Here is a 19,342-nt window from a genome sequence, read left to right on the forward strand (position 1 = left end):
TTAGGAGCATACACATGCCAACTCCATGTTATATCAGCATCGAAGGTAAAACCCAGGGCAATATCACCGCCGGTGCCTTCACCTCCGATTCCGTCGGCAACATCTTCGTACAAGGTCACGAAGACGAGATGCTGGTACAAGAGTTCCAGCACGTTGTCACCGTCCCGACCGACCCGCAATCCGGTCAGCCTGCCGGTCAGCGTGTCCACAAGCCGTTCAAGTTCACCGTTGCACTGAACAAAGCCGTGCCGCTGATGTACAACTCTCTGGCTTCCGGCGAGATGCTGCCGAAAGTGACCCTGAAGTGGTACCGCACCTCCGTTGAGGGCAAGCAGGAGCACTTCTTCTCTACCGTGCTGACCGATGCCACCATCGTTGACATCGACTGCCAGATGCCGCACTGCCAGGACCCGGCGAAGTCTGACTTCACCCAGCTTATCCAGGTCTCCATGGCTTACCGCAAGATTGACTGGGAGCACACCGTTGCCGGTACTTCCGGTGCGGACGACTGGCGCGCGCCCATCGAGGCGTAAGCCTTGCTTCGGTACTTTGGTATTCCTTGTAAGTAGTAATGTGTCTTTGAGCCGGTTGTTCAACCGGCTTCTTGTACTGTGCATTTTCTCCAGCCTGGCCAACGGGTTGGCTGGAGCTTTTCTGTTTTGCCATCCCCCTGCCGGGGTTTGATGCCCTGCCGGTGAGTGCGGAGGGATGGCAAAGCACTAAAGGGTGTCCTGTGATGCAGACCCGAACCGCTCGTAACCTGTTAACCCCTTTATCTTTGGTGGCCCTTGCGGCACCGGAGAGGGCGGTAGCGTGGCTGCGCGGTGAGGGATTGTATGGGCGCGAGAGTTGGCAATGGCTCAGGCACTGCTTGGCCGTGACAAGAGGGGAAAGCCATGGCTAATCAAACCGGATTGCAATTTACCGTCAAGGTGGGGGCGTTGCCCGAGAGCACCTTCGTGGTGGCCAGTTTCCAGCTGGATGAGGGGCTGAATCGGCCGTTCAACCTGCAGCTGGAGGTGGCAAGTAGCCAGCCTGATGTTGACTTTGGCGCCGTGCTGGACCAGCCATGCGAGCTGATAGTGTGGTACAACGGTGAGCTGCAACGCCGCGTCTGCGGGGTAGTGAGCGAGTTTGCGCAAGGGGATAGCGGTTTTCGTCGTACCCGCTATCAGTTGCAAGTCAAACCTGCCCTGTGGCGGTTGGGTCTTCGCCAGAACTCCCGCATCTTTCAGGCGCAAAAGCCCGACGAAATCCTCAGTATCCTGCTGCAAGAGCACGGCATCACCGATTACGCCTTTGCGCTCAAGAATGAGCACGCCCAGCGGGAATATTGCGTTCAGTATCGCGAGACCGACCTCGATTTCGTGAATCGCCTCGCTGCCGAAGAGGGCTTGTTCTACTTCCACGAGTTTGAAGCAGGCAAGCACCGCATCGTCTTTGCTGACGATGCGGCAGCCCTGACCGCGGGCCCCGAGCTATTTTTCAACCTCGGCAACCGCTCGCTGGAACAAGGTCCCTACGTGCGCCAGTTCCACTACCGCGAGGCGGTGCGCCCCTCGGATGTAGAGCTGAAAGATTACAGCTTCAAGACGCCAGCTTATGGCCTCTCCCACAAAAAGCAGGGTGCAGAGCTCGAGCACCAACGGGATACCTACCAGCACTTCGACTATCCGGGTCGCTACAAGCAGGACCCGAGCGGCAAGGCGTTTGTCCAGCATCGGCTCGATGCCCTGCGCAATGACGCGGTGGCGGGCAGTGGCAAGTCCAGCAGTGCCGCCTTGTTGCCGGGCCAGCACTTTTCATTGACCGAACATCCCAATGGTAGCCTCAACACTGACTGGCAAATCGTTCATATCCGCCACACCGGTGAGCAGCCACAAGCCTTGGAAGAAGAAGGCGGCAGCGGCCCGACCGTCTACCACAACGAATTTGGCGTAGTGAAGGCGAGTACCACCTGGCGCGCCCGTATCGGCAGCCCCGAAGCACCTCACAAGCCGATGGTGGACGGCCCGCAAATCGCGATAGTGGTCGGCCCCGAGGGGGAGGAGATTTACTGCGACGAACATGGCAGGGTGAAGCTGCAGTTCCCGTGGGACAGATATGGCAGCTCCAACGACCAGAGCTCCTGCTGGGTGCGGGTGAGTCAGGGCTGGGCCGGTGGCCAGTACGGCATGATGGCGATTCCGCGCATTGGCCATGAGGTTATCGTCTCATTCCTCGAAGGTGACCCCGACCAGCCCATCGTCACCGGTCGCACCTACCACGCCACCAACCGGCCGCCGTATGAGCTGCCAGCCAACAAGACTCGCACCGTGCTGCGCACCGAAACTCACCAGGGCGAGGGTTTCAACGAGCTGCGTTTTGAAGACCAGGCGGGGCAGGAAGAGATTTATATCCACGGTCAGAAAGACCTGAATGTGCTGATTGAAAACGATGCAGCGTGGCATATCAAGCACGACCAGCACACCGATATCGACAATGAGCGGGTCACTCGCATCAGAAAGGTGCCGGGCAAGGATGGCGCTCCGCCCAGCCTCGGTAATGACCACCTGACAGTTGAGGGTGAAAAACGCGACCACATCAAGGCGGACTATTCGCTGACGGTGGATGCCTCCATGCACCAGAAGCTGGGGCAGTCACTGCTGGTTGATGCAGGCAGTGAAGTGCACCACAAAGCGGGGATGAAAATCGTGATGGAGGCGGGCGCCGAACTGACCCTGAAAGTCGGCGGCAGCTTTGTGAAGATTGATGCCGGTGGTGTCACCCTCTTTGGCGGCTCCATCAAGATGAACTCTGGCGGTAGTCCGGGTTCTGGCTCTGGGTGGGCGGGTCAGATGCCCGGCCTGCCGGGTGTGGTCAAGGTGCCACCCGCGCCACCAGCCACTATCCCAGCGATTGCCATTCAAAAGAGCATGGAGTCAATGGCCCCGCTGGTGAAACCCTGCCCCTTTGCCCAGGGAGGTAAGGCATGACTTTTCAAGAGTGGCGCAGCCAATATCCCGGCCAGTTGTTTGCCGTCGTCGATGCTGCGCTCGATACCACCGCTGTGGCGGACTACTGCAACCAGGGCGGTGCCAATGCCATCCCCTTGTTTGCCGGTACGGCGTATGCGGACCAAGCCGAACAAGGCCCTTGGCTACTGCCCAACCCAGCTCCCGAGTTTATCGCGGCTCACCCGCAACTGGGCGGCGTCTACGTCTCAAGTGATGCCTCTGTAGATACAATCCAGCAGCACTGGCAAAGCCTGATAGAAGTGGCCTTCGAAGGAGAGGTGATGTGGCTGCGCTATGCCGATAATCGGGTCTTTCCCAAGATGCTGGACACCATGAGTCAACAGGAGCTCGATGATGTGCTCGGCCCCTGCTCAAGCCTCTGGGCCAACGATAGTGTGTGGCAGCGAACGTCTGATGCTGAATTCACGCACCGCCAAGCGCCTTGGTTTCGCATTCAGCCTCACCACCTGATACCGCTGTATGACGAAAGCCGTCACGCCTACATCCTCTCTCGCCACTTCTGGCAACGGATGGAGGATATGATGGCGCGTCATCCCAATCCGGAAGCCGCCATTACCACCGCCCTCAAGCAGGCTAATCAAGCTGGGCTGACAGGTGACGTCCTTGATGGCGTGGTAGCTGGCGCTCTCACGCTGCAGGCAAGCATGACGCTGGATGCCATCAGAGCGCCGTTGATGCTGACCGATGATGAAATGGCTCAGGTGAATAACTGGCTGAACAAACACCCTGATTTGATAGGAGCTGTGTAATGGCTATCAGCGCCCACTGCATCCCCTGTGAAAAGAACAACTGCTGGATTGAGATAGACGTTCGCGACGAACAGAACCGCTCGTTCAAGGGGCAAAAGGCCACCTTGACCGATGCCACGGGCACCAGCAAAACCGTGACCCTAAAAGATGGACCAACCCTGGTACAAGGCTTTGCGGTGGGGCCGGTGACGATCAAGCTGGAGACCCAACCCTGGCTTAAAGCAGCCCAATCTCGTGAAGCCCTGAAAGAGGGCGAAACCAGCCAGGTTCCCGCTTATACCGACAAACTTTTCGGTCACGACGATGTAAAGCGCGAGCATGTCAAAGTAACTACTGGCGACCTTTGCCTCACTGACCCAGAACAACCGCTATCGGAAGGACATAAAGCCGGGCAAGCCCAACCGCCGCGCTTTATCACCAAGCACTCCTACGTGATTGAGGTGAAGGGCTATCAGCTCACCACCCTGCGTATCGGGGTGTTCTTTGATGGCACTGCCAACAACACCTTCAAGCACAGGGAAGGGAAAAGTGCATTGGAGACCGCCTTGGCGCAATGTAGCCTGGAAGAGCAGCAGGTATTGCTGGAGCAGTGTTTTGAAGGGGCGTTGCCTGATGATCTCAATAACAGCGAGAAGAACGATATCACCAATATTGGCAAGGCTAGGGAGCTATATATAAGCTGCCGACAAAATCCGAATTGAATGTAGCTGTTTATGTTGAAGGTATTGGCACCACCGAAGGGCAGAACGATGCAAAAGCCGGTCTAGCCGCAGACAAGGGTGATACCTCTAGTGCTGTTCGGGTTGAACAGGCCTGTCAAACCCAAATTGTGGCAGAGGTCAAAAAACAACTGGAGCGAATACTGCCCACAATCGAATGTATTCATAAGGTCGAGTTCGATGTTTTTGGCTTTAGCCGGGGCGCTTCTGCTGCCCGCCAGTTTGTAAACCGTATCGACCAGAAGGGCGATCACCCTCTGGTGGAAGCCATGGCCGCCGACCCCGATATCCCTCTGAAGAAGGGCTTTGACTGGGCCAGTCGTGATGATGTGCGGATCCAGTTTGTCGGGCTGTTTGATACCGTGGTCAGCTCCTATCTGTGGGGTAAGCGTAATGTGGCGCTGGCCCCTGATTGTGCCGAACGAGTAGTGCATATCGTGGCGGCTGACGAGTGGCGCTATCACTTTGACTTGACCCGTATCACCGACGATGCCGCAGGCACTGCACTCGCGGAGAATTTTACCGAAGTGATTATTCCCGGCGCCCACTCCGACATCGGTGGCGGCTATTACAGCCGCTGGAGTTTGCGTGACCCCAATTATGCGTCACCGCTGATCACTGAAAACAGTGTGATCGCAACCTTCAGCTCCAATGAGTTGCCGCATGTCCATCCAGCTGATGCACAGGCATATCGGGATGCCAGTGCCTATGCAAAAATGCGTGCTGGACAAGGCTGGGGCAAAGGTGCCGTGTCTCTGGCTAGCTATAGTGATGCAACTCGGCTTGGCTATCTCAATGTGCGCCCTAGGTCACTGGGTCCGATCACGGGCAGTCAATCTGGGGGGCTTAGAAACATCAGCGTAGATGTGGTACTGCACCGGGTGGTGGAGGGGGAATATTCACGTATACCGCTGCACATGATGGTGGAAGCGGCGCGGGATGCTGGAGTGCCTTTTAAGAAGTGGGTATCACAAGGTGACAATGCCTACCGCCTAGATAGTGCGCTCTCGTATCCCACTGTGAACTTAGCCAAACTCGATGAGCTATGGGTTGATGTGGCCCAACGGCGCGGAGAGGTGATCAACTTGGCTCGTAGCTTACCTGATGAGGTGTACCAAAAGTTGCGGCTGAGTTATTTGCACTACAGCGCAGATACCGGGCTAGTCAACAAGCCCAATAGGGTTGGTGACAAAGAGATCCGCAAGCTGACGGGTAATCAAAAGGGAGGTTATTAATGCGCTGGATACTCTTACTGGTTTTGTTGCCACTAGTCACTGCTTGTCAGGCCGCGTCTTCCCCATCCCAAAATTTGGAGTGGTGGCATATGGTCGGTTCTAACTCAGATGAACTATGGGTGACCGAGGTACTCTTTTATCGCCAGGGCAAATTGGTTGATGCCTCGACGAATGGTTCCGCCGGATTTTTTGGGGCTGAAGGGTTAAAAGAAAAAGACTATCGCTGGAGTATTTCAAAAGGGAGCCACACCACACGACCAATTCCAGATCGGGTGGAACTAGAGTGGATTTCATTCCACGACAAAAAACGCTATCGCATTAGCCTGGCATTGCCAGCAGAGCTGGAAAGCATGATTGCACAACCTTATCGCATCAAGGTGAAAGATGATTGGCGCGAAGAGCGTCGAGATAACATTGGCTTAGGCATGGCCACTGGTGGATATGTGGAAGCATTTTTAACCAGTGTCAGAGTGACACCTGATATCCTGCTGGCCAGGGGGATTGCTAAGGAAATTCAAACCTCGCAAGACAAGGAAAATCCTGTCACCAAAGTATACAAAGAGTGGTTCGACGATTTTGATAAAGCATACGGTGATGCCTATCAACAGTACCCCACCCCCAGTGGTATGGCTTGGGCTCCGATCATGGACGCTTACCGCGCCGCCCAACCCAAGACAGATACTGACCCAGTAAGGTAACACCATGGAGCTTGAAAGTGCCGGCTAAGGGTTCCAAACCAACATCACCAAATATCCTCCCGCGGCAGCTCACGCTAGAGGCAATTACAGCTCTGCGCCAAGATATGCGCCGCCGATACATTGATAATATGAAGGCGCTTGAGACCATGGATCTCTCCCATCTAGAGCAGGATGTACCAACGCAGAGATGAAATCTATCGTCGCATTATCGGTTTTTTGCCTTTCATTGATGGCCTGCGCGGCGCCACAACCTTTGCCTCAATTTGCTTGGGATTATGGTACAGGCAGTAATATAGATCTTACTAAGAACACCAAGACCGAGTTCTATCTTAGAGGGAAACAAGTTTATGCCGACCGTTTGGCCGGTGGCGGAGCTGGAGGTCTACTTGCCGATAGAATCAAGGTGCAACGTTATTATTGGGCGGGTGGTGGTGGCCTGCCTACCGACGGTGTTCCCATCCCCGATAAAGCTGTGATTGAGATGGTTTCCTTCCATGATCGCAAGCGCTACCGTATAAAGGTGGACTTGCCTGCCAATCTGGAGCAACAGATGCGCCAGGTCTACTCTGTTGAGGGGCGTTATGACCGCCGTAGCTGGCTCTATTTTGGCCTAGCGCCAGGCGGCTATTTTGAGGTGTTGCTCAAGGGAGATAGGTTAAATGTTAAGCCAGATATTCTGCTTGCTCGTGGTATTGCCGAAGTTGTGACTGATGATTGGTATGACAAGAAAGTAGCGATAGATCGCCAATATGGAATGGATGATTTTGACAAGAAATATGGCGCGTTATTCAAGCAATACCCAGTTCCCAATGGCATGGCCTGGGCGCCTATCATGGATGCTTACCGCGCAGCACAGCCTAAGACTGATATAACTCCGGTTCAATGATGATATTAACACGCTGGATTTTTATACTGACGTTCCTGCTATCAAAGTCTGCATTGTGCGATGACGATGGCCCCAAATCCATGGACTGGTCATATATGGTAGGGTCCAATGCTGATGAAATTTGGCATGCCAAGGCTAATTTTTATCGTGAGGGGAGTCTGATTCATGGTTCTTCAAATGGTGATGCAGGGTATGTTGGAGTAGAGGCATTACAACGAAAAGATTATCGGTGGCGTATAGGTGGAGGACGAAAGCTATATAACAAACCAATTCCAGATAAAGTGGATATTGAGTGGATTTCATTTCATGACAAAAAACGCTATGGCATTACTTTAACCCTTCCACAGGATTTGAATACACAACTCGCTCAAAACTACTTGATTGTCAATGCAGAGAAACGCCAAAAAGCACGGAGAAATATTATCGCTCTTGGGCTAGCGCCAGGAGGTTATGTTGAAGTGTTTCTAACTAAATTCAATGTCAAACCTGATGTATTGCTCACAAGAGGCCTTGCTACAGAAGTACATCCTTGGCAAGACACTAAAGTTCCACTTACTAAACAGTTCCATAATCCTTTTAAATCGTTTGATGATAGCTATGGAGCGAGTTACCAACAGAACCCTGTCCCTCTTGGCATGGATTGGGCCCCCATCATGGACGCCTATCGCGCTGCCCAACCCAAGACAGATACTGACCCAGTGCAGTGATGACTTGTATGCGCTGGATAAACTTTGGGCCTTATCTGCTATCGAACTGAAGGTCGCCAAGAACTTGGCTCATCAATTATCACCTGATGTTTACCGCGCCTTGCGTCGTGACTATCTCCACCACAGTGCCAGCAACAAGGGCATTGCAAATCCGGCCCATACCAATAAAGACGAAACGAGTATTAGTAAAGAGAGGCGCGAACTGATAGGGAACAAGGTGTCATGATGTTAAAACGATGGATATTAGTGCTTGGCCTGCTTTTTCCTCTGTTGGCTTGTGCTGCGAATACAAAGATCAAACCTTTTTCTTGGCGTTATGGTACAGGCTCTAATGTTGACAGTTTTTGTACAACCAAAGCAGAGTTTTACTGGCAAGGTAAGAAGGTGGTGGGTTATCCAGGAGGGGGCTGCAACGCTGGCATTCTTCAGAGTAAACTTATCAATAAAAAGTATTACTGGGCTGGTGGTGGAGGACTGCCGACAGACGGTGTACCGGTACCCGATAAAGCCGTGATTGAGATGGTTTCGTTCCATGATCGAAAACGATACCGCATCAAGGTAGATTTACCGATCGATCTAGAGCAGAAAATGCGTCAGGTGTATTTGGTTGAAGGGCGTTATGATAGACGAAATCGCCTCTATTTTGGTTTGGCTCCTGGTGGTTATTTCGAGGTCATATTAACCGGAGGAGGATTGCAGCTCAGTCCTGACCTACTGCTTGTCCGCGGCATAGCCGAAGAGGTAACCGATGATTGGTATGACAAGAAAGTACCGGTAGTACGCCAATATGGAATGGATGATTTTGACAAGAAATATGGTGAGCTATTCAAACAATACCCAATTCCCAATGGCATGGACTGGGCCCCGATCATGGACGCTTATCGCGCAGCACCGCCCAAGACGGATACCGATCCGGTCAATTGATTTGGATTGCGGTTTAAGAGGTATCAATGAAGCTGTACCAAAACCTGTTTGCCCTGCATCTGCTTTTTCATCGTGATAATGACCATATTATGACCGCCGAATTGGTCGAGAGCACTAGGCAGGAAAGGCTAATGATCAGGGAGGATTCGCATTCACTTGATGGCCATCAGATGGTTGTGTAGTACAACGGGCCTGTTGGCAAGATAGGCGCGATTTATCCGTAACATTTTCACTCTGAGTAGATTTTTCCATGAAATTTAACGCTTTATGGCTGGCGCTGGCTACCGGCCTGCTCGCAGCCTGCTCTTCCACAACTTCACTCACTGACGCCGAGTTATCCCAAGCCGCAAAGCAGGGGGATGGCCGAGCCCAATATGAGCTGGCCAAACGTCTGGCCAGCCAACCTGATTACCCCAACGCCATGCACTGGATGCAGCAGGCCGCTGAGCAGTCGGGCCCTTTGGCTGCCGATCAGCAGGTCCGTGCCAATGCTGCCTGGCAGGTAGGGGAGTGGTATCAGGCTGGACTCGGTGAGCCAAAGAATCCAGCACTTGCTACTCAGTGGTGGCAGCGCTCTGCTCGCCTTGGCAACAGCAATGCCAGCTATCAGCTGGGCCTGATGTGTCAGGAGCAGCATCAGGGCAAGCTGGTCAGTGAATGCCTCGACTGGTTCGAGAAAGCCGCCAAACAGGATCATGCAGAGGCGCAATTGATCCTTGGGCAGTGGTATGCCAAGCAGCAGGGGGCGGATGAGGATGCCGTCAAGTGGTTGGAAAAAGCGGCAGAGCTGGGCAATCGTGACGCTCAGTATCAGCTGGGCAAGCGCTATGAGCAGGGGAAAGGGGTGATCAAACGCCCGGATATTGCCCTGCGCTGGTTTGAGAAGGCGGCCGCCCAGCAGCAGCCGGATGCCTTGTTGTTGCTGGCTCGTCAGGCTACACCAACTGATGCTTTCGCGGCTTATCAGCGGGCTGCCAATGCGGGTTCTGCCGAAGCTGAACTATGGCTGGGTGTTGCTTATCTGGCGGGAGAGCAAGTGCAAGCTGATCCTGCGTTGGGCAGATATTGGTTGGAGTTGGCGGTGACTCATGGCTCGCATGAGGCGGAGTACCAACTGAGCTTGCAACAAACAGATGGCGTAGCCAGGCAACATTGGTTGACTCTGGCTGCGGAAGGCGGGATCACCAAGGCCAGTTTCGAGCTGGCGCAGTTGCAGCAAGAGCAGGGTGAGTTGGAGCAAGCCAGAGCCAGCTATGCCAAAGCTGCTGGACAAGGTCATACCCAGGCTCAATATGCTTATGGCGAGATGCTGCGGCAGGGTTTGGGCGGTAAAGAGGACTATGTGTTGGCACTCAAGCAGTATCGTCTGGCTGCCCAGCAGGGTGACCGGATGGCTCAATACCGTATGGGGACCATGCGTGAAGAGGGACTGGGGGCTCCGCGCAACCGGGTACATGCCTATGCCTGGTTATCTATGGCGGCAACAGAAGGGATGCCAGAAGCCGTGCTGGCTCGTGATGAGCTGGAAGCAGCGATGACCAAGCCGGAAGTCAAACAGGCGCAAAAGCTCTCTGAGCACTGGTTTGGCAAGATCGCCACTATCTGGCAAAAAGGCTGATAGCTTGACAGGCAAGTGGCCCTTAAGGGCCACAGTGTTATCCCATAGCCCCTGGGTTTTGAGCGCATGATGGGGTAATACGACGCTCACAAGCACGCCAGGGCCAAAAACAACCAAGGGGTTGGCTCCATGATGATGCCAACCCCTTGTTTTATATGGCGCTCCCGACTGGAGTCGAACCAGTGACCTGTCCCTTAGGAGGGGACCGCTCTATCCTGCTGAGCTACGGGAGCTGTGTGGCGGGCATTATACAAGAAGCAATTCCCTTTTAAACCCTTGATTCTTATTCCAATACTGCCAAATCCCCATTCTGGATGTTAAACGGCGAATATTTGTTCTGGCTGCTGATGATGGCGCCATCGTCGAATACCTGTACTACCTCAAACAGGCCGTCGGCTGGGTTGCGCATCATGCGCGACTTGCCGTAGGGGTCGATAAAGTCGGCGTTGTGCTGGATGCGGAACTGATCGCCAAGCTTGACACCGTTGCGCCGCCCCAGATTGATGTAGGGGCCTCGTTCGTTCTGGCCAACCACCCGGGCGGTGACCGGGGCGCAGGTGAGCTGGGCTACCAGATCCTGAGCCGCCTGCTGCAACTGGTAGTTGACCTCCTGGCCATAGCTTGACTGCCAGAACTGGCCGCTGCTGCTGCCCACCTGTTCCCGCTTGCCAAAGGTCCAGGTGGCACGCCCTTCGTAGACCTTGCGGTTGACCAGACTGCCGTTGATGCCATCGAACAGGTAGAGCTGCATGCGAAAGTTGCGTACGGGATCCTCATACCAGCTGGTCAGCTGGTTGCCTTGCGGCTCTATGGAGAGATCGTCGATGCTGCCGAGCACCAGATACTGGCTGTCGGTACGCAGGCTGAGCGCCTTGATCTCTTCGAGGGCACTGCGATCCCCCTGTTGCAGGTGAAGCGGGTCGATGCGCAGGTTTTCATCCAGCCACTGGCGCACCGCGACCCCTTGCGGCGCGTTGGCGAGAGTCTCGAACAGTCGTCGCGAGAGGTTTTCCGGCATGTCGTCCATGGCGCCGTAGCTGGCTTGGTCCGGATAGCGCATCCGCAGCCTCACCAGTGTCAAATCCTTGGCGAAGTGCTGGGTCTGGCAGATCTGGCGCTCGGCCTGAATGTCGGCCACTAGCGTGATATACATGCGGCCGTTGCGCACCTCTTCCCGCTTGAGCCGGTACTGGCGAATGTCGCCGCCGGAGCGGATCTGGATCTGCTCGGAGCGAAGGCTGCCATTTTCCAGACGCTGGACGCTGGAAACGGCCGCGCCGCTGGCCAGCAGCGCCTGACGCAGGGCGTCGCGGGTCGCCTGCTCGCGGGCATAGACCTCATCGCCCCCCAGAATGGCGGCGCTGCCCTGCGCTTCTATAAGCTCGGCTCGGGCGCTCAGGCTGGCCAGCAGCAGGGTCAACAGCAGCGGTAATTTCATAGCAGATACCTTGAGTTGGCGGGCAGCCGAGCCATTTTGAGGAAATGGCGCTTGCTGGCCGACATGGATCACAACACGTTCCAAGTGGCAGCGCACGTTGGCGCTGACGATGTCCATTAAAAAGCAAGAATCATGCCTCATTCCCGGCTCAAGCTTTGTCCGGCGCGTCCGATAATAAGTCAGGTGCAGATACAGGAAAGGTATCCATGAACAAACTCATCACGGCGTTGGCGCTTGCCCTGGCATTGACCGGGTGTGGCTCCGACCCTATCAATCGGGATCAGGGTGACCCCCGCCAGGCGGCGCAGGGGATGGAGCTCAACTGGCTGGTGGCGCGCATGACCGATCAGCTGATGGAGCGCAAATCGCTGACCACTCTGACCGAACCCATCGCGGTGGCCTCTTTCGTCGATCTCGACACCCTGCAGGATACCAACTGGATGGGGCAGCAGATTGAGGAGAGCTTTATCTACGAGCTCAACCGCCGCGGCGAGGTGGTGGTGGACTTCAAGCTGACCGGCAGTATCAAGGTGACGCCGCAGGGGGACTTCGTGCTGAGCCGCAACTACAAGGAGCTCTCTTCCCGTTTGCCGATCTCCCGCATTCTGGTCGGCACCTTCAGCCGCAACAGCAAGGGGATCCTGGTCAACGCCCGTGTTATCGACATGCGCACCAAGATGGTGGAGACCACGGCCCAGAGCCTGATCCCGCAAAAATATCTGTTCGGTGCCAACAACTCGTTTGGTCGGGCATCGATCAATCGCGGTTATCTGATGCGTGACAGTCAGGCCCGGCCGGGCGGTCATCTGGTCAACCTGACCCCGTGAGGAGCGAGTAATGAAGATCCTGTTTGGTTGCCTGTTGGCACTCTTGCTCACCGGTTGCAGCTACAACCGGGTGGTGGATTACACCCAGGGTGGCAAGCCCGATGATTTTCCGGTGCTCAAGGCGGTGGGCTATGCGGTGATCGACATCCAGCCTGGCCCCTCCCAGTCGGAGAAGATGCTGCAAGCCATTCGCGCTTCCAAGATGGATGCTTATCGCGAGCTGGCAGAGCAGCTCAATGGTCAGCAGGTGCGCGGCCAGAGCAGCTATCGTGACCTGACCCAGACCTCCAACTCGCTTGATGTGTCGGTCGCCGGTGTGGTGCGTGGTGCCCGGGTGGTTGCCTCTTATCCGCGCGGCAATACCTATGCCACCGAGATGGAGCTCGATACCCGTGCCCTCTACAACATCAACCAGCTGATGGCCGGTCAGTTCTGAGTTGATGGGCTTACCGTGAAAATCGGCATCAAAACAAAAGGCGAGCAGGGTGCTCGCCTTTTGTCGTTGTGGGCTGGTTAGCTCCCCATCAGCACCGGCGGCACTGCGGTGGGTTTCACATCCTCGCTCGGGTAGCAGCCAAGCACCTTGATATAGCGGGTGATCTTGGTCAGCTCCACCAGTGCGGCCTGCATCGCCGGGGTTTGCAGGTTGGCGGAGACATCGAGGTAGAACATCTCTTCCCACGGGTTGCCCTGTACCGGACGGGATTCGAGCTTGGTCATGTTGATCTCGTGGTTGCGCAGCACCAGCAACGCCTCGACCAGCGAACCCGGCTTCTGGGAGGTGGACATTATGAGGGTGGTTTTGGCCGGGATCTGCGGTGCCACGTCGATTGGTTTGCGCGCCACCACGATGAAGCGGCTGTAGTTCTCTTTCTGGTTGGCAAGCTGCTCGGCCAGCACATCCAGACCATACAGTTCGCCACCGGCGGCGCTGCCGATGGCGGCGGCCTCCGGGCTGGCCAGTTCTTTCACCTTCATCATGGCACTGGAGGAGGAGTCGCAGATCTCGTGACGCGCCCCTTCCAGCTTGCTCAGATAGTGGGAGCACTGCTGGAACACCTGCGGGTGGGCATAGAAGGTTTTGATGCGACTCAGCTCGGTCGGTACGGCGGTGAGGATACAGTGCTCGATGGGGTAGGTGAGCTCGCCGACGATGGAGAGGCTGGTATGCTGCATCACGTCATAGACTTCGTTGATGGAGCCCGAGCTGGTGTTCTCGATGGGCAGCACGCCGAAGGCGGCGCGGCCTGACTCCACCGCATCCAGCACTTCGCGGAAGTTCTGGCAGTTCACCTCGATCACCTGATCCTTGTAGCGCGCCAGATATTTGCGGGCGGCCAGGCTGGAGTAGGAACCGCGAGGTCCCAGATAGGCGACGCTGGTCATCGGCTCCTGCTGCTCCGGGTTGAGCAGGCTCTGCAGATAGGCCTGCTGGGAGAGCACAGAGTCTTCGATGATGGTGTGATAGATGCGGGTGATGTACTGGGCATCCAACCCCAGCACGCGCCCTTTCTGGATCAGGGCGACCAGCAGCTCCTGCTCCCGCTGGTGGTCACGAATGGGGCGCGGGTTGGCTTGCTTGGCACGGGCGACCTCGATGCTGAGGGTCTTGCGTTTCGCCAGCAGGGCAAGCAGCTCCTGATCCAACCGGGTGATGTCTTGTCTGATCTCGTCGAGCGTTGCCATGATTGTTCCCTATCCAAGTAATCGATTGATATTAATGCAAAAAAAAGCCTCCGCTAGGGGAGGCTCGATTCGTCTTTGCTTTCTGTTCACACGACGACAGGCCTTCCCTCAAGCGGGCCGGATAAACGAGAAAGCAAAGAAGAATGGTGCGTGCATAGGTGTGTCCTTGAAGTAACGTCATAACCATTAAGGGATTTGCCGGTCTGATGCAAGTAAAACTTGCCCGCAGGCGGGGATGGGGGCAGGGTATCCGGTTAAGAAAATGGCGTATGAGCGATGTTCTATTGACTCTGTTTTGATGACTGACACCCAGTGGGGGAGGTAAAGACGATGGCGATTATTTTCGATCTGGGACGGGTGGTGGTGAGCTGGGATCCGGTAGGCATAGTGCGTTCCGTGCGTGGTCCGCAAGGGGCCGAACAGTTGGCCGAGCTGCTCTTTAACCACCCAGATTGGCTGGAGGTAGACAGAGGCACCATGTCGCTCCACACCATGGCCCGGGAAGCGCAAGCGCGCACCGGCCTCTCGATGGCGGAGAATCTGGCCATTTTACAGGCAGTTCCCGCTTCCCTGCTGCCAGATCCCGCTATGCTAACCCTGATAGCCGAGCTGCACGGGGCGGGGCACACTCTGTATGCCCTCTCCAACATGGGTCATGCCAGCATCGACTGGTTGGAGCAGCATCAGGATTTCTGGCGCTTCTTCAGCGGCAAGGTGGTCTCGGCTCGGGTGCGGATGATGAAGCCGGAGCCGGATATCTACCGCTATCTGCTGGTGTCGTTCGATCTGAAACCGGCAGAGTGCATCTTCATCGATGACAGTCCTGCCAACATCGCGGCCGCCGAGGCCCTCGGTATCAGGGGGATCGTTTTTACCGACGCGGCGAGTTGCCGCCAGCAACTGGGTGAGCTGGGCTGTTTGCCCGCCACCGGCAGGGGATGATGCCCCTCTAGGAGCACTATGGAGCATGGCCGGTTTCGCAATTGGCTCAGTCACTATCCCGAGGCGACCCTGATCATCGCCTGCAAGGATGGCAGCGGTTATCAGCTCTGTGTTGAGGCAGAAGGGGAGTGCCTCTGCCTGACCGACAGTGAGGGAGGGCGCCTGACCTTCACCTCGCTGGATCAGGCGCAGGGTTTCTTGCGAGCCCATCGGGTTCACCAAGCAAGATTACGAATTTATGACGCCCAAAATGAAGATTTAGCAGCAGAATCACAGGAAATAATCATCAAGTTTTAATTTTAACCAGACTCTTTAAGGGTCTATTCAGTTTGTTTGCCGCACAATACTGCACCTGTTCATCATCCGGAGCTGTTTAATGGGTGCCAATGTAGTTGTACTGAATCAGGGATATGATCACTCTTTTCAAGCCAGGGAACAGCTGCTGATTGAGCGACTGGCAAGTTTTGACGAGCTGGTTGTCTCTTTTTCGGGACGGTTGGAATCCTGCTACAGCATCGAGCTGTGCCGCGCTGCTGGTGTGAAAATCCACGCAATTACCCTCGATAATCCGACCCGCAGTCGCAGCGAAGTGGCCCGAGCCCGCCGTTATTGCCAGCGTTATGGCATCGATCACTGGGTCATCAAGAGTGACGAGATCGTCTTTTGCGATCGCCTGCCAAATATTGAAGGGCTGATCGACCCGGTTCGCCGCATTGGTGAGTATGTGCAGACTCGTCCGGAGTGGACTCATCTGCCGTTGCTGGTTCCGGCAGCGGTGGAGGAGCGTGATGATTATCTTGCTCAGTTCGGGTCTCTGCCTGCCAACTCAATCTGGTTTTTTGCCGACAACGGATTGATGCGCCGCGATTATCGTTACGGCTTCAACAAGCGTCAGCTCGGTCGTTGGGGCAAGGGGAGCAACGGTTGCCTCAGCAATCGCTTCACCAATCCACGGCAGCTTGAGCAGCGTTATCTGCGAATGGTGGATCAGGCCGAGCAGATGCTGGCCGACATGGGGCTGGACGAGGCACAGGTCTTTTTCCATACCCTGTGCGACTGCTCCACCACCCTGGCCCGGGTGCGTCTGCCCGAGCATCAGCGTGCGCAGGCCTTTGATATGCAATCGGATATTTTGTCCGCCCTCAAGGGGAGCAAGTTCGATCTGGTGACCCTGGATATGGCACAGAAAGAGCGGCACGATCTCGCCATCTAGCCTGCGGGCAAGCGATGCGGGTGCCAGAACGTGAGTGCTGTCATAGGCAAGGGGCGACGGGACTGTTTATACTGTCGCCCTTTCACCCGTTGCCGAGCTTCGCCCTATGAAACCCTTCTCCCGTCTGCTGATTGCCCTGTGCCTCTCCCCCGTACTGGCGCAGGCTGCCCCTCTTTCTCAGGTGACGCTGCCCGATGGTCGGCAGGTTCAGCTCAACGACGACTTCACCTGGGAGTATCTGGTGGTCAAACCGGCCGAGCCCGTACAGGGCGTGGCTGCTGATGGGAAGGCTGAGCCCGTGGTGGCCGTCGCTGCTCCGGTGCTGACCGATCAGGCCAAGGCCAATCCGGAACTGCTTGCCCAGATGGCGCGTGACGGTGTGGTGGTCAAGCTGGACAAGATCGAGGGATCTGACCCGCTGGTGCTGACCTTTATGGTGAGCAATACCGGCACCCGCAATGTGGTCGGGGTACGTGGCATGGTGACCCTGTTCAGTGCTGACGGGGTGCAGCTGAGCCGTCAGGAGGCCCGCTTCTGGGTTGCCGAGAACCGCCTGCCGGAGACCTATCTGCGCAAGGGGCAAGCCCGTCCGTCGCTGGCCCTCGAGATCCCCCGTCCTGCCGGATTGACCGGTCAGCCGCTGGTGCGTGTCGAAATTGACGAGGTGGTCTTCCGCTGATTTGGCGTTGTTCCGGCCCATGCAAACCGTGTGGGCCGGCAACTTGTTGCCGCTGACACCCCCTGCAATATCTGCTTACATCTGACATGGTTCTGCAACAGCTTGCAGCTCGGCAAGTCGGGAGCCTGATCGCACAATGACTCCATACCAGCTCGCTAGCAACGGGCCCAATCACATGGAGTTATCATCATGAAAAAAGCAACTGTCTCTCTTCTGGTTCTGGCCGGGTTTGCCTCTACTTCCGTCATGGCGCAGGATGCCTTCAGCTACGCCAAGGGTTCCGCCACCTGGGCTCACACCAAGTCCGACTATCTCAGCGGTACCTTCAGCAATGACAGCAAAGGAACCCGTGATTTTGGCGGTCTGAGCCTGGATCTCTCCAAGAGCTTCGGCTCCAATTTCTATGGTCGCGGCAGCACTGAATACACCTCTCGCAGCAACGGCAACGACAGCATGTCGATCTCCAGCATCGGTGTTGGTGTCTTTACTCCGCTGAGCACGGGTCTGAACCTCTATGGTGAAACCGGTGTGACCGGCTACATGCTGGAGCGTGAACTTGCCAGCGATATCGCTAACAAAGGGTGGGATGCTGTTGCTCGCAAAAGATAGCGGCAGCATGTACGGTGAAGTGGGTCTGCGCTACGACATCGGCAATGTCGAGCTCTCCACCGCTTATCGCTACGCCAACATGACCGACGATATGCACGACTTCAAGGTGGGCGGTGCCTACAAGCTCAACCAGAACTGGGCGCTGACTGCCGATTACACCTATCGCAACTGGGATCTGCAAAAAGGTTCCATCTCCAGCCTGGGTGTGAAGTACAGCTTCTAATCCCCCTTCCCGTAGTCCGTAGTGTCTTGATTTTTACCCATGGCGTTCGCCATGGGTTTTTTCTTTTTCCGGTGATCCTCTTTTTCTCCTTGTGTCGTATCAGTCGCAAATAGTTATACAACTTTCATTTTTTTGTATAACTGCTATAACTGAATCAATGCTTATACAAGGAGTGTCATCATGTACAAGATTAAAGTCGGTATCAGTGCCTGCCTGCTGGGACAAGAGGTACGTTTCGATGGGGGCCACAAGCGCTCCAGCTTCTGCGAACGGGATCTTGGCGCTCACTTTGACTATCACCCCGTCTGTCCCGAGATGGCCATTGGTCTAGGGGCGCCTCGCGCCGCCATCCGGCTGGTCAAGCGCAACGGCGAGATCCGTGCCGAGGCGAGCAACGGTAGTTTCGATGTCACCGAAAAGCTGATTGCCTTCAGCGAGCAGAAGACACGCCAGCTCGACTTCATCTCCGGTTATATCCTCTGTGCCAAATCACCCAGCTGCGGTATGGAGCGGGTCAAGGTCTATGGCGCCAACAACGAGGGGAGCGCCAAGGAGGGGATCGGCCTGTTTGCCAAGGCGTTGATGGAGGCCAACCCCCTGCTGCCGGTGGAAGAGGATGGCCGCCTGTGCGACCCCATCCTGCGGGAGAACTTCGTGCTGCGGGTCTTCGCCTACCATGACTGGCAGCAACTCTGCGCCCGCGGCATTACCGCCTCTGCGCTAATCCGCTTCCACTCCCGCTACAAGTATCTGGTGCTCTCCCACGCCACCACCCACTACCGGGCGCTTGGCAAGCTGCTCGGCAATCTGGGCAAGTCCACCAATTTGCAGGAGGTGGCCGACAACTACATCAAGGGATTGATGACGGCGCTGACCCTGCGGGCCAACCGTCGCAGCCACACCAATGTGCTGATGCACCTGCAGGGCTACTTCAAGCGGGTGCTGACCCCGGCCCAGAAGCAGGAGCTTGCCGATACCATCGACAAGTACCGCACCGGTATCTTCCCCTTGCTGGTGCCGCTCACCCTGATCCGTCACTACCTGCGCGAGTACCCCAATCCCTATCTCGCCGAGCAGGTTTATCTCAATCCGCACCCCGATACGCTGAAATTGCGTTACGGGCTCTGAATCCGTTCTGTTGCCCCGGCGCATGGTTTGCGCCGGGTAGCCTT

The 19,342-nt window shown here is 55.9% G+C and carries 18 protein-coding genes, 1 tRNA gene, 2 pseudogenes and 1 other annotated feature; of the genes and pseudogenes, 18 read left to right on the top strand and 3 right to left on the bottom strand.

Annotated elements, in window-relative coordinates; genetic code table 11:
- The first annotated feature begins 14 nt into the window (after positions 1–14).
- From hcp1 to ACTG2O_RS08640, 10 genes and pseudogenes are all read left to right on the top strand, one after another.
- Entirely contained in the window at positions 15–533 is a 519-nt protein-coding gene (hcp1, locus tag ACTG2O_RS08595; RefSeq protein WP_005332563.1) for a type VI secretion system effector Hcp1, read from the top strand.
- Between the two features lie 363 nt (positions 534–896).
- A complete protein-coding gene (locus ACTG2O_RS08600; RefSeq protein ID WP_439975612.1) occupies positions 897–2,975 on the top strand; it encodes a type VI secretion system Vgr family protein in 2,079 nt (692 codons plus the stop codon).
- Positions 2,972–3,766 carry a DUF4123 domain-containing protein gene (locus ACTG2O_RS08605; protein ID WP_439975613.1) on the top strand — a complete coding sequence of 265 codons (795 nt, stop codon included), beginning with the start codon at positions 2,972–2,974 and terminating at the stop codon, positions 3,764–3,766. Before ACTG2O_RS08600 ends, ACTG2O_RS08605 begins: the two co-directional genes overlap by 4 nt.
- A pseudogene (locus tag ACTG2O_RS08610) lies at positions 3,766–5,720 on the top strand (T6SS phospholipase effector Tle1-like catalytic domain-containing protein). The gene ACTG2O_RS08605 and the pseudogene ACTG2O_RS08610 overlap by 1 nt, the downstream one beginning before the upstream one ends.
- Positions 5,720–6,418 (top strand): DUF2931 family protein, encoded by a 699-nt coding sequence (locus ACTG2O_RS08615; RefSeq protein ID WP_019446844.1) that lies wholly within the window; start codon positions 5,720–5,722, stop codon positions 6,416–6,418. The pseudogene ACTG2O_RS08610 and the gene ACTG2O_RS08615 overlap by 1 nt, the downstream one beginning before the upstream one ends.
- A gap of 187 nt (positions 6,419–6,605) precedes the next feature.
- Positions 6,606–7,304: a DUF2931 family protein gene (locus ACTG2O_RS08620; protein WP_019446845.1), complete on the top strand. Its 699-nt coding sequence runs from the start codon at positions 6,606–6,608 to the stop codon at positions 7,302–7,304.
- Positions 7,301–8,011, top strand: a complete 711-nt coding sequence (locus tag ACTG2O_RS08625) for a DUF2931 family protein (RefSeq protein WP_083851957.1) — start codon at positions 7,301–7,303, stop codon at positions 8,009–8,011. The genes ACTG2O_RS08620 and ACTG2O_RS08625 overlap by 4 nt, the downstream gene beginning before the upstream one ends.
- Positions 8,012–8,015: 4 nt before the next feature.
- Complete coding sequence (locus ACTG2O_RS08630; protein ID WP_152564571.1) at positions 8,016–8,237, top strand: hypothetical protein; 222 nt, start codon at positions 8,016–8,018, stop codon at positions 8,235–8,237.
- A complete protein-coding gene (locus tag ACTG2O_RS08635; RefSeq protein ID WP_019446847.1) occupies positions 8,237–8,935 on the top strand; it encodes a DUF2931 family protein in 699 nt (232 codons plus the stop codon). Before ACTG2O_RS08630 ends, ACTG2O_RS08635 begins: the two co-directional genes overlap by 1 nt.
- Before the next feature lie 250 nt (positions 8,936–9,185).
- Complete coding sequence (locus ACTG2O_RS08640; protein ID WP_019446849.1) at positions 9,186–10,553, top strand: tetratricopeptide repeat protein; 1,368 nt, start codon at positions 9,186–9,188, stop codon at positions 10,551–10,553.
- A 156-nt stretch (positions 10,554–10,709) separates the two neighbouring features.
- Here the strand turns inward: ACTG2O_RS08640 and ACTG2O_RS08645 are convergent.
- Positions 10,710–10,786, bottom strand: a tRNA-Arg gene (locus ACTG2O_RS08645).
- Positions 10,787–10,836: 50 nt separating this feature from the next.
- Positions 10,837–11,991, bottom strand: a complete 1,155-nt coding sequence (locus tag ACTG2O_RS08650) for a flagellar assembly protein FlgT (protein WP_019446850.1) — start codon at positions 11,989–11,991, stop codon at positions 10,837–10,839.
- A gap of 206 nt (positions 11,992–12,197) precedes the next feature.
- On the opposite strand from ACTG2O_RS08650, the gene ACTG2O_RS08655 reads away from it, so the two are divergent.
- Both ACTG2O_RS08655 and ACTG2O_RS08660 read left to right on the top strand, forming a co-directional pair.
- Positions 12,198–12,818, top strand: coding sequence for a FlgO family outer membrane protein (locus ACTG2O_RS08655; RefSeq protein WP_005338718.1), 621 nt, complete (start codon positions 12,198–12,200; stop codon positions 12,816–12,818).
- A 10-nt stretch (positions 12,819–12,828) separates the two neighbouring features.
- The gene (locus tag ACTG2O_RS08660; protein ID WP_005349622.1) at positions 12,829–13,254 is read left to right on the top strand and encodes an LPP20 family lipoprotein; all 426 of its coding nucleotides are present in this window, start codon (positions 12,829–12,831) and stop codon (positions 13,252–13,254) included.
- Between the two features lie 77 nt (positions 13,255–13,331).
- Here ACTG2O_RS08660 and pheA read toward each other — a convergent pair whose 3' ends face one another.
- Positions 13,332–14,504 (bottom strand): prephenate dehydratase, encoded by a 1,173-nt coding sequence (gene pheA / locus ACTG2O_RS08665; protein WP_021230338.1) that lies wholly within the window; start codon positions 14,502–14,504, stop codon positions 13,332–13,334.
- A gap of 38 nt (positions 14,505–14,542) precedes the next feature.
- Positions 14,543–14,664 (bottom strand) — a sequence feature (Phe leader region).
- A gap of 170 nt (positions 14,665–14,834) precedes the next feature.
- Between pheA and ACTG2O_RS08670 the strand changes: the two genes are divergently transcribed.
- The 6 genes and pseudogenes from ACTG2O_RS08670 (at position 14,835) to ACTG2O_RS08695 (ending at position 19,298) form a co-directional block, all read left to right on the top strand.
- On the top strand, positions 14,835–15,446 hold the full coding sequence (locus tag ACTG2O_RS08670; RefSeq protein WP_263084492.1) for an HAD family hydrolase: 612 nt from the start codon (positions 14,835–14,837) through the stop codon (positions 15,444–15,446).
- 18 nt (positions 15,447–15,464) lie between these two features.
- Complete coding sequence (locus ACTG2O_RS08675) at positions 15,465–15,743, top strand: DUF6482 family protein (RefSeq protein WP_005338699.1); 279 nt, start codon at positions 15,465–15,467, stop codon at positions 15,741–15,743.
- A 79-nt stretch (positions 15,744–15,822) separates the two neighbouring features.
- Entirely contained in the window at positions 15,823–16,659 is an 837-nt protein-coding gene (locus tag ACTG2O_RS08680) for a hypothetical protein (protein WP_042080710.1), read from the top strand.
- 106 nt (positions 16,660–16,765) lie between these two features.
- Entirely contained in the window at positions 16,766–17,338 is a 573-nt protein-coding gene (locus ACTG2O_RS08685) for a DUF3157 family protein (protein ID WP_167570420.1), read from the top strand.
- Positions 17,339–17,527: 189 nt separating this feature from the next.
- A pseudogene (locus ACTG2O_RS08690) lies at positions 17,528–18,170 on the top strand (autotransporter).
- 180 nt (positions 18,171–18,350) lie between these two features.
- The gene (locus ACTG2O_RS08695; RefSeq protein WP_439975614.1) at positions 18,351–19,298 is read left to right on the top strand and encodes a YbgA family protein; all 948 of its coding nucleotides are present in this window, start codon (positions 18,351–18,353) and stop codon (positions 19,296–19,298) included.
- Positions 19,299–19,342: the final 44 nt, after the last annotated feature.

The sequence above is a fragment of the Aeromonas sp. 61P genome (assembly GCF_051919545.1).
GTDB classification, from domain to species: domain Bacteria; phylum Pseudomonadota; class Gammaproteobacteria; order Enterobacterales; family Aeromonadaceae; genus Aeromonas; species Aeromonas veronii.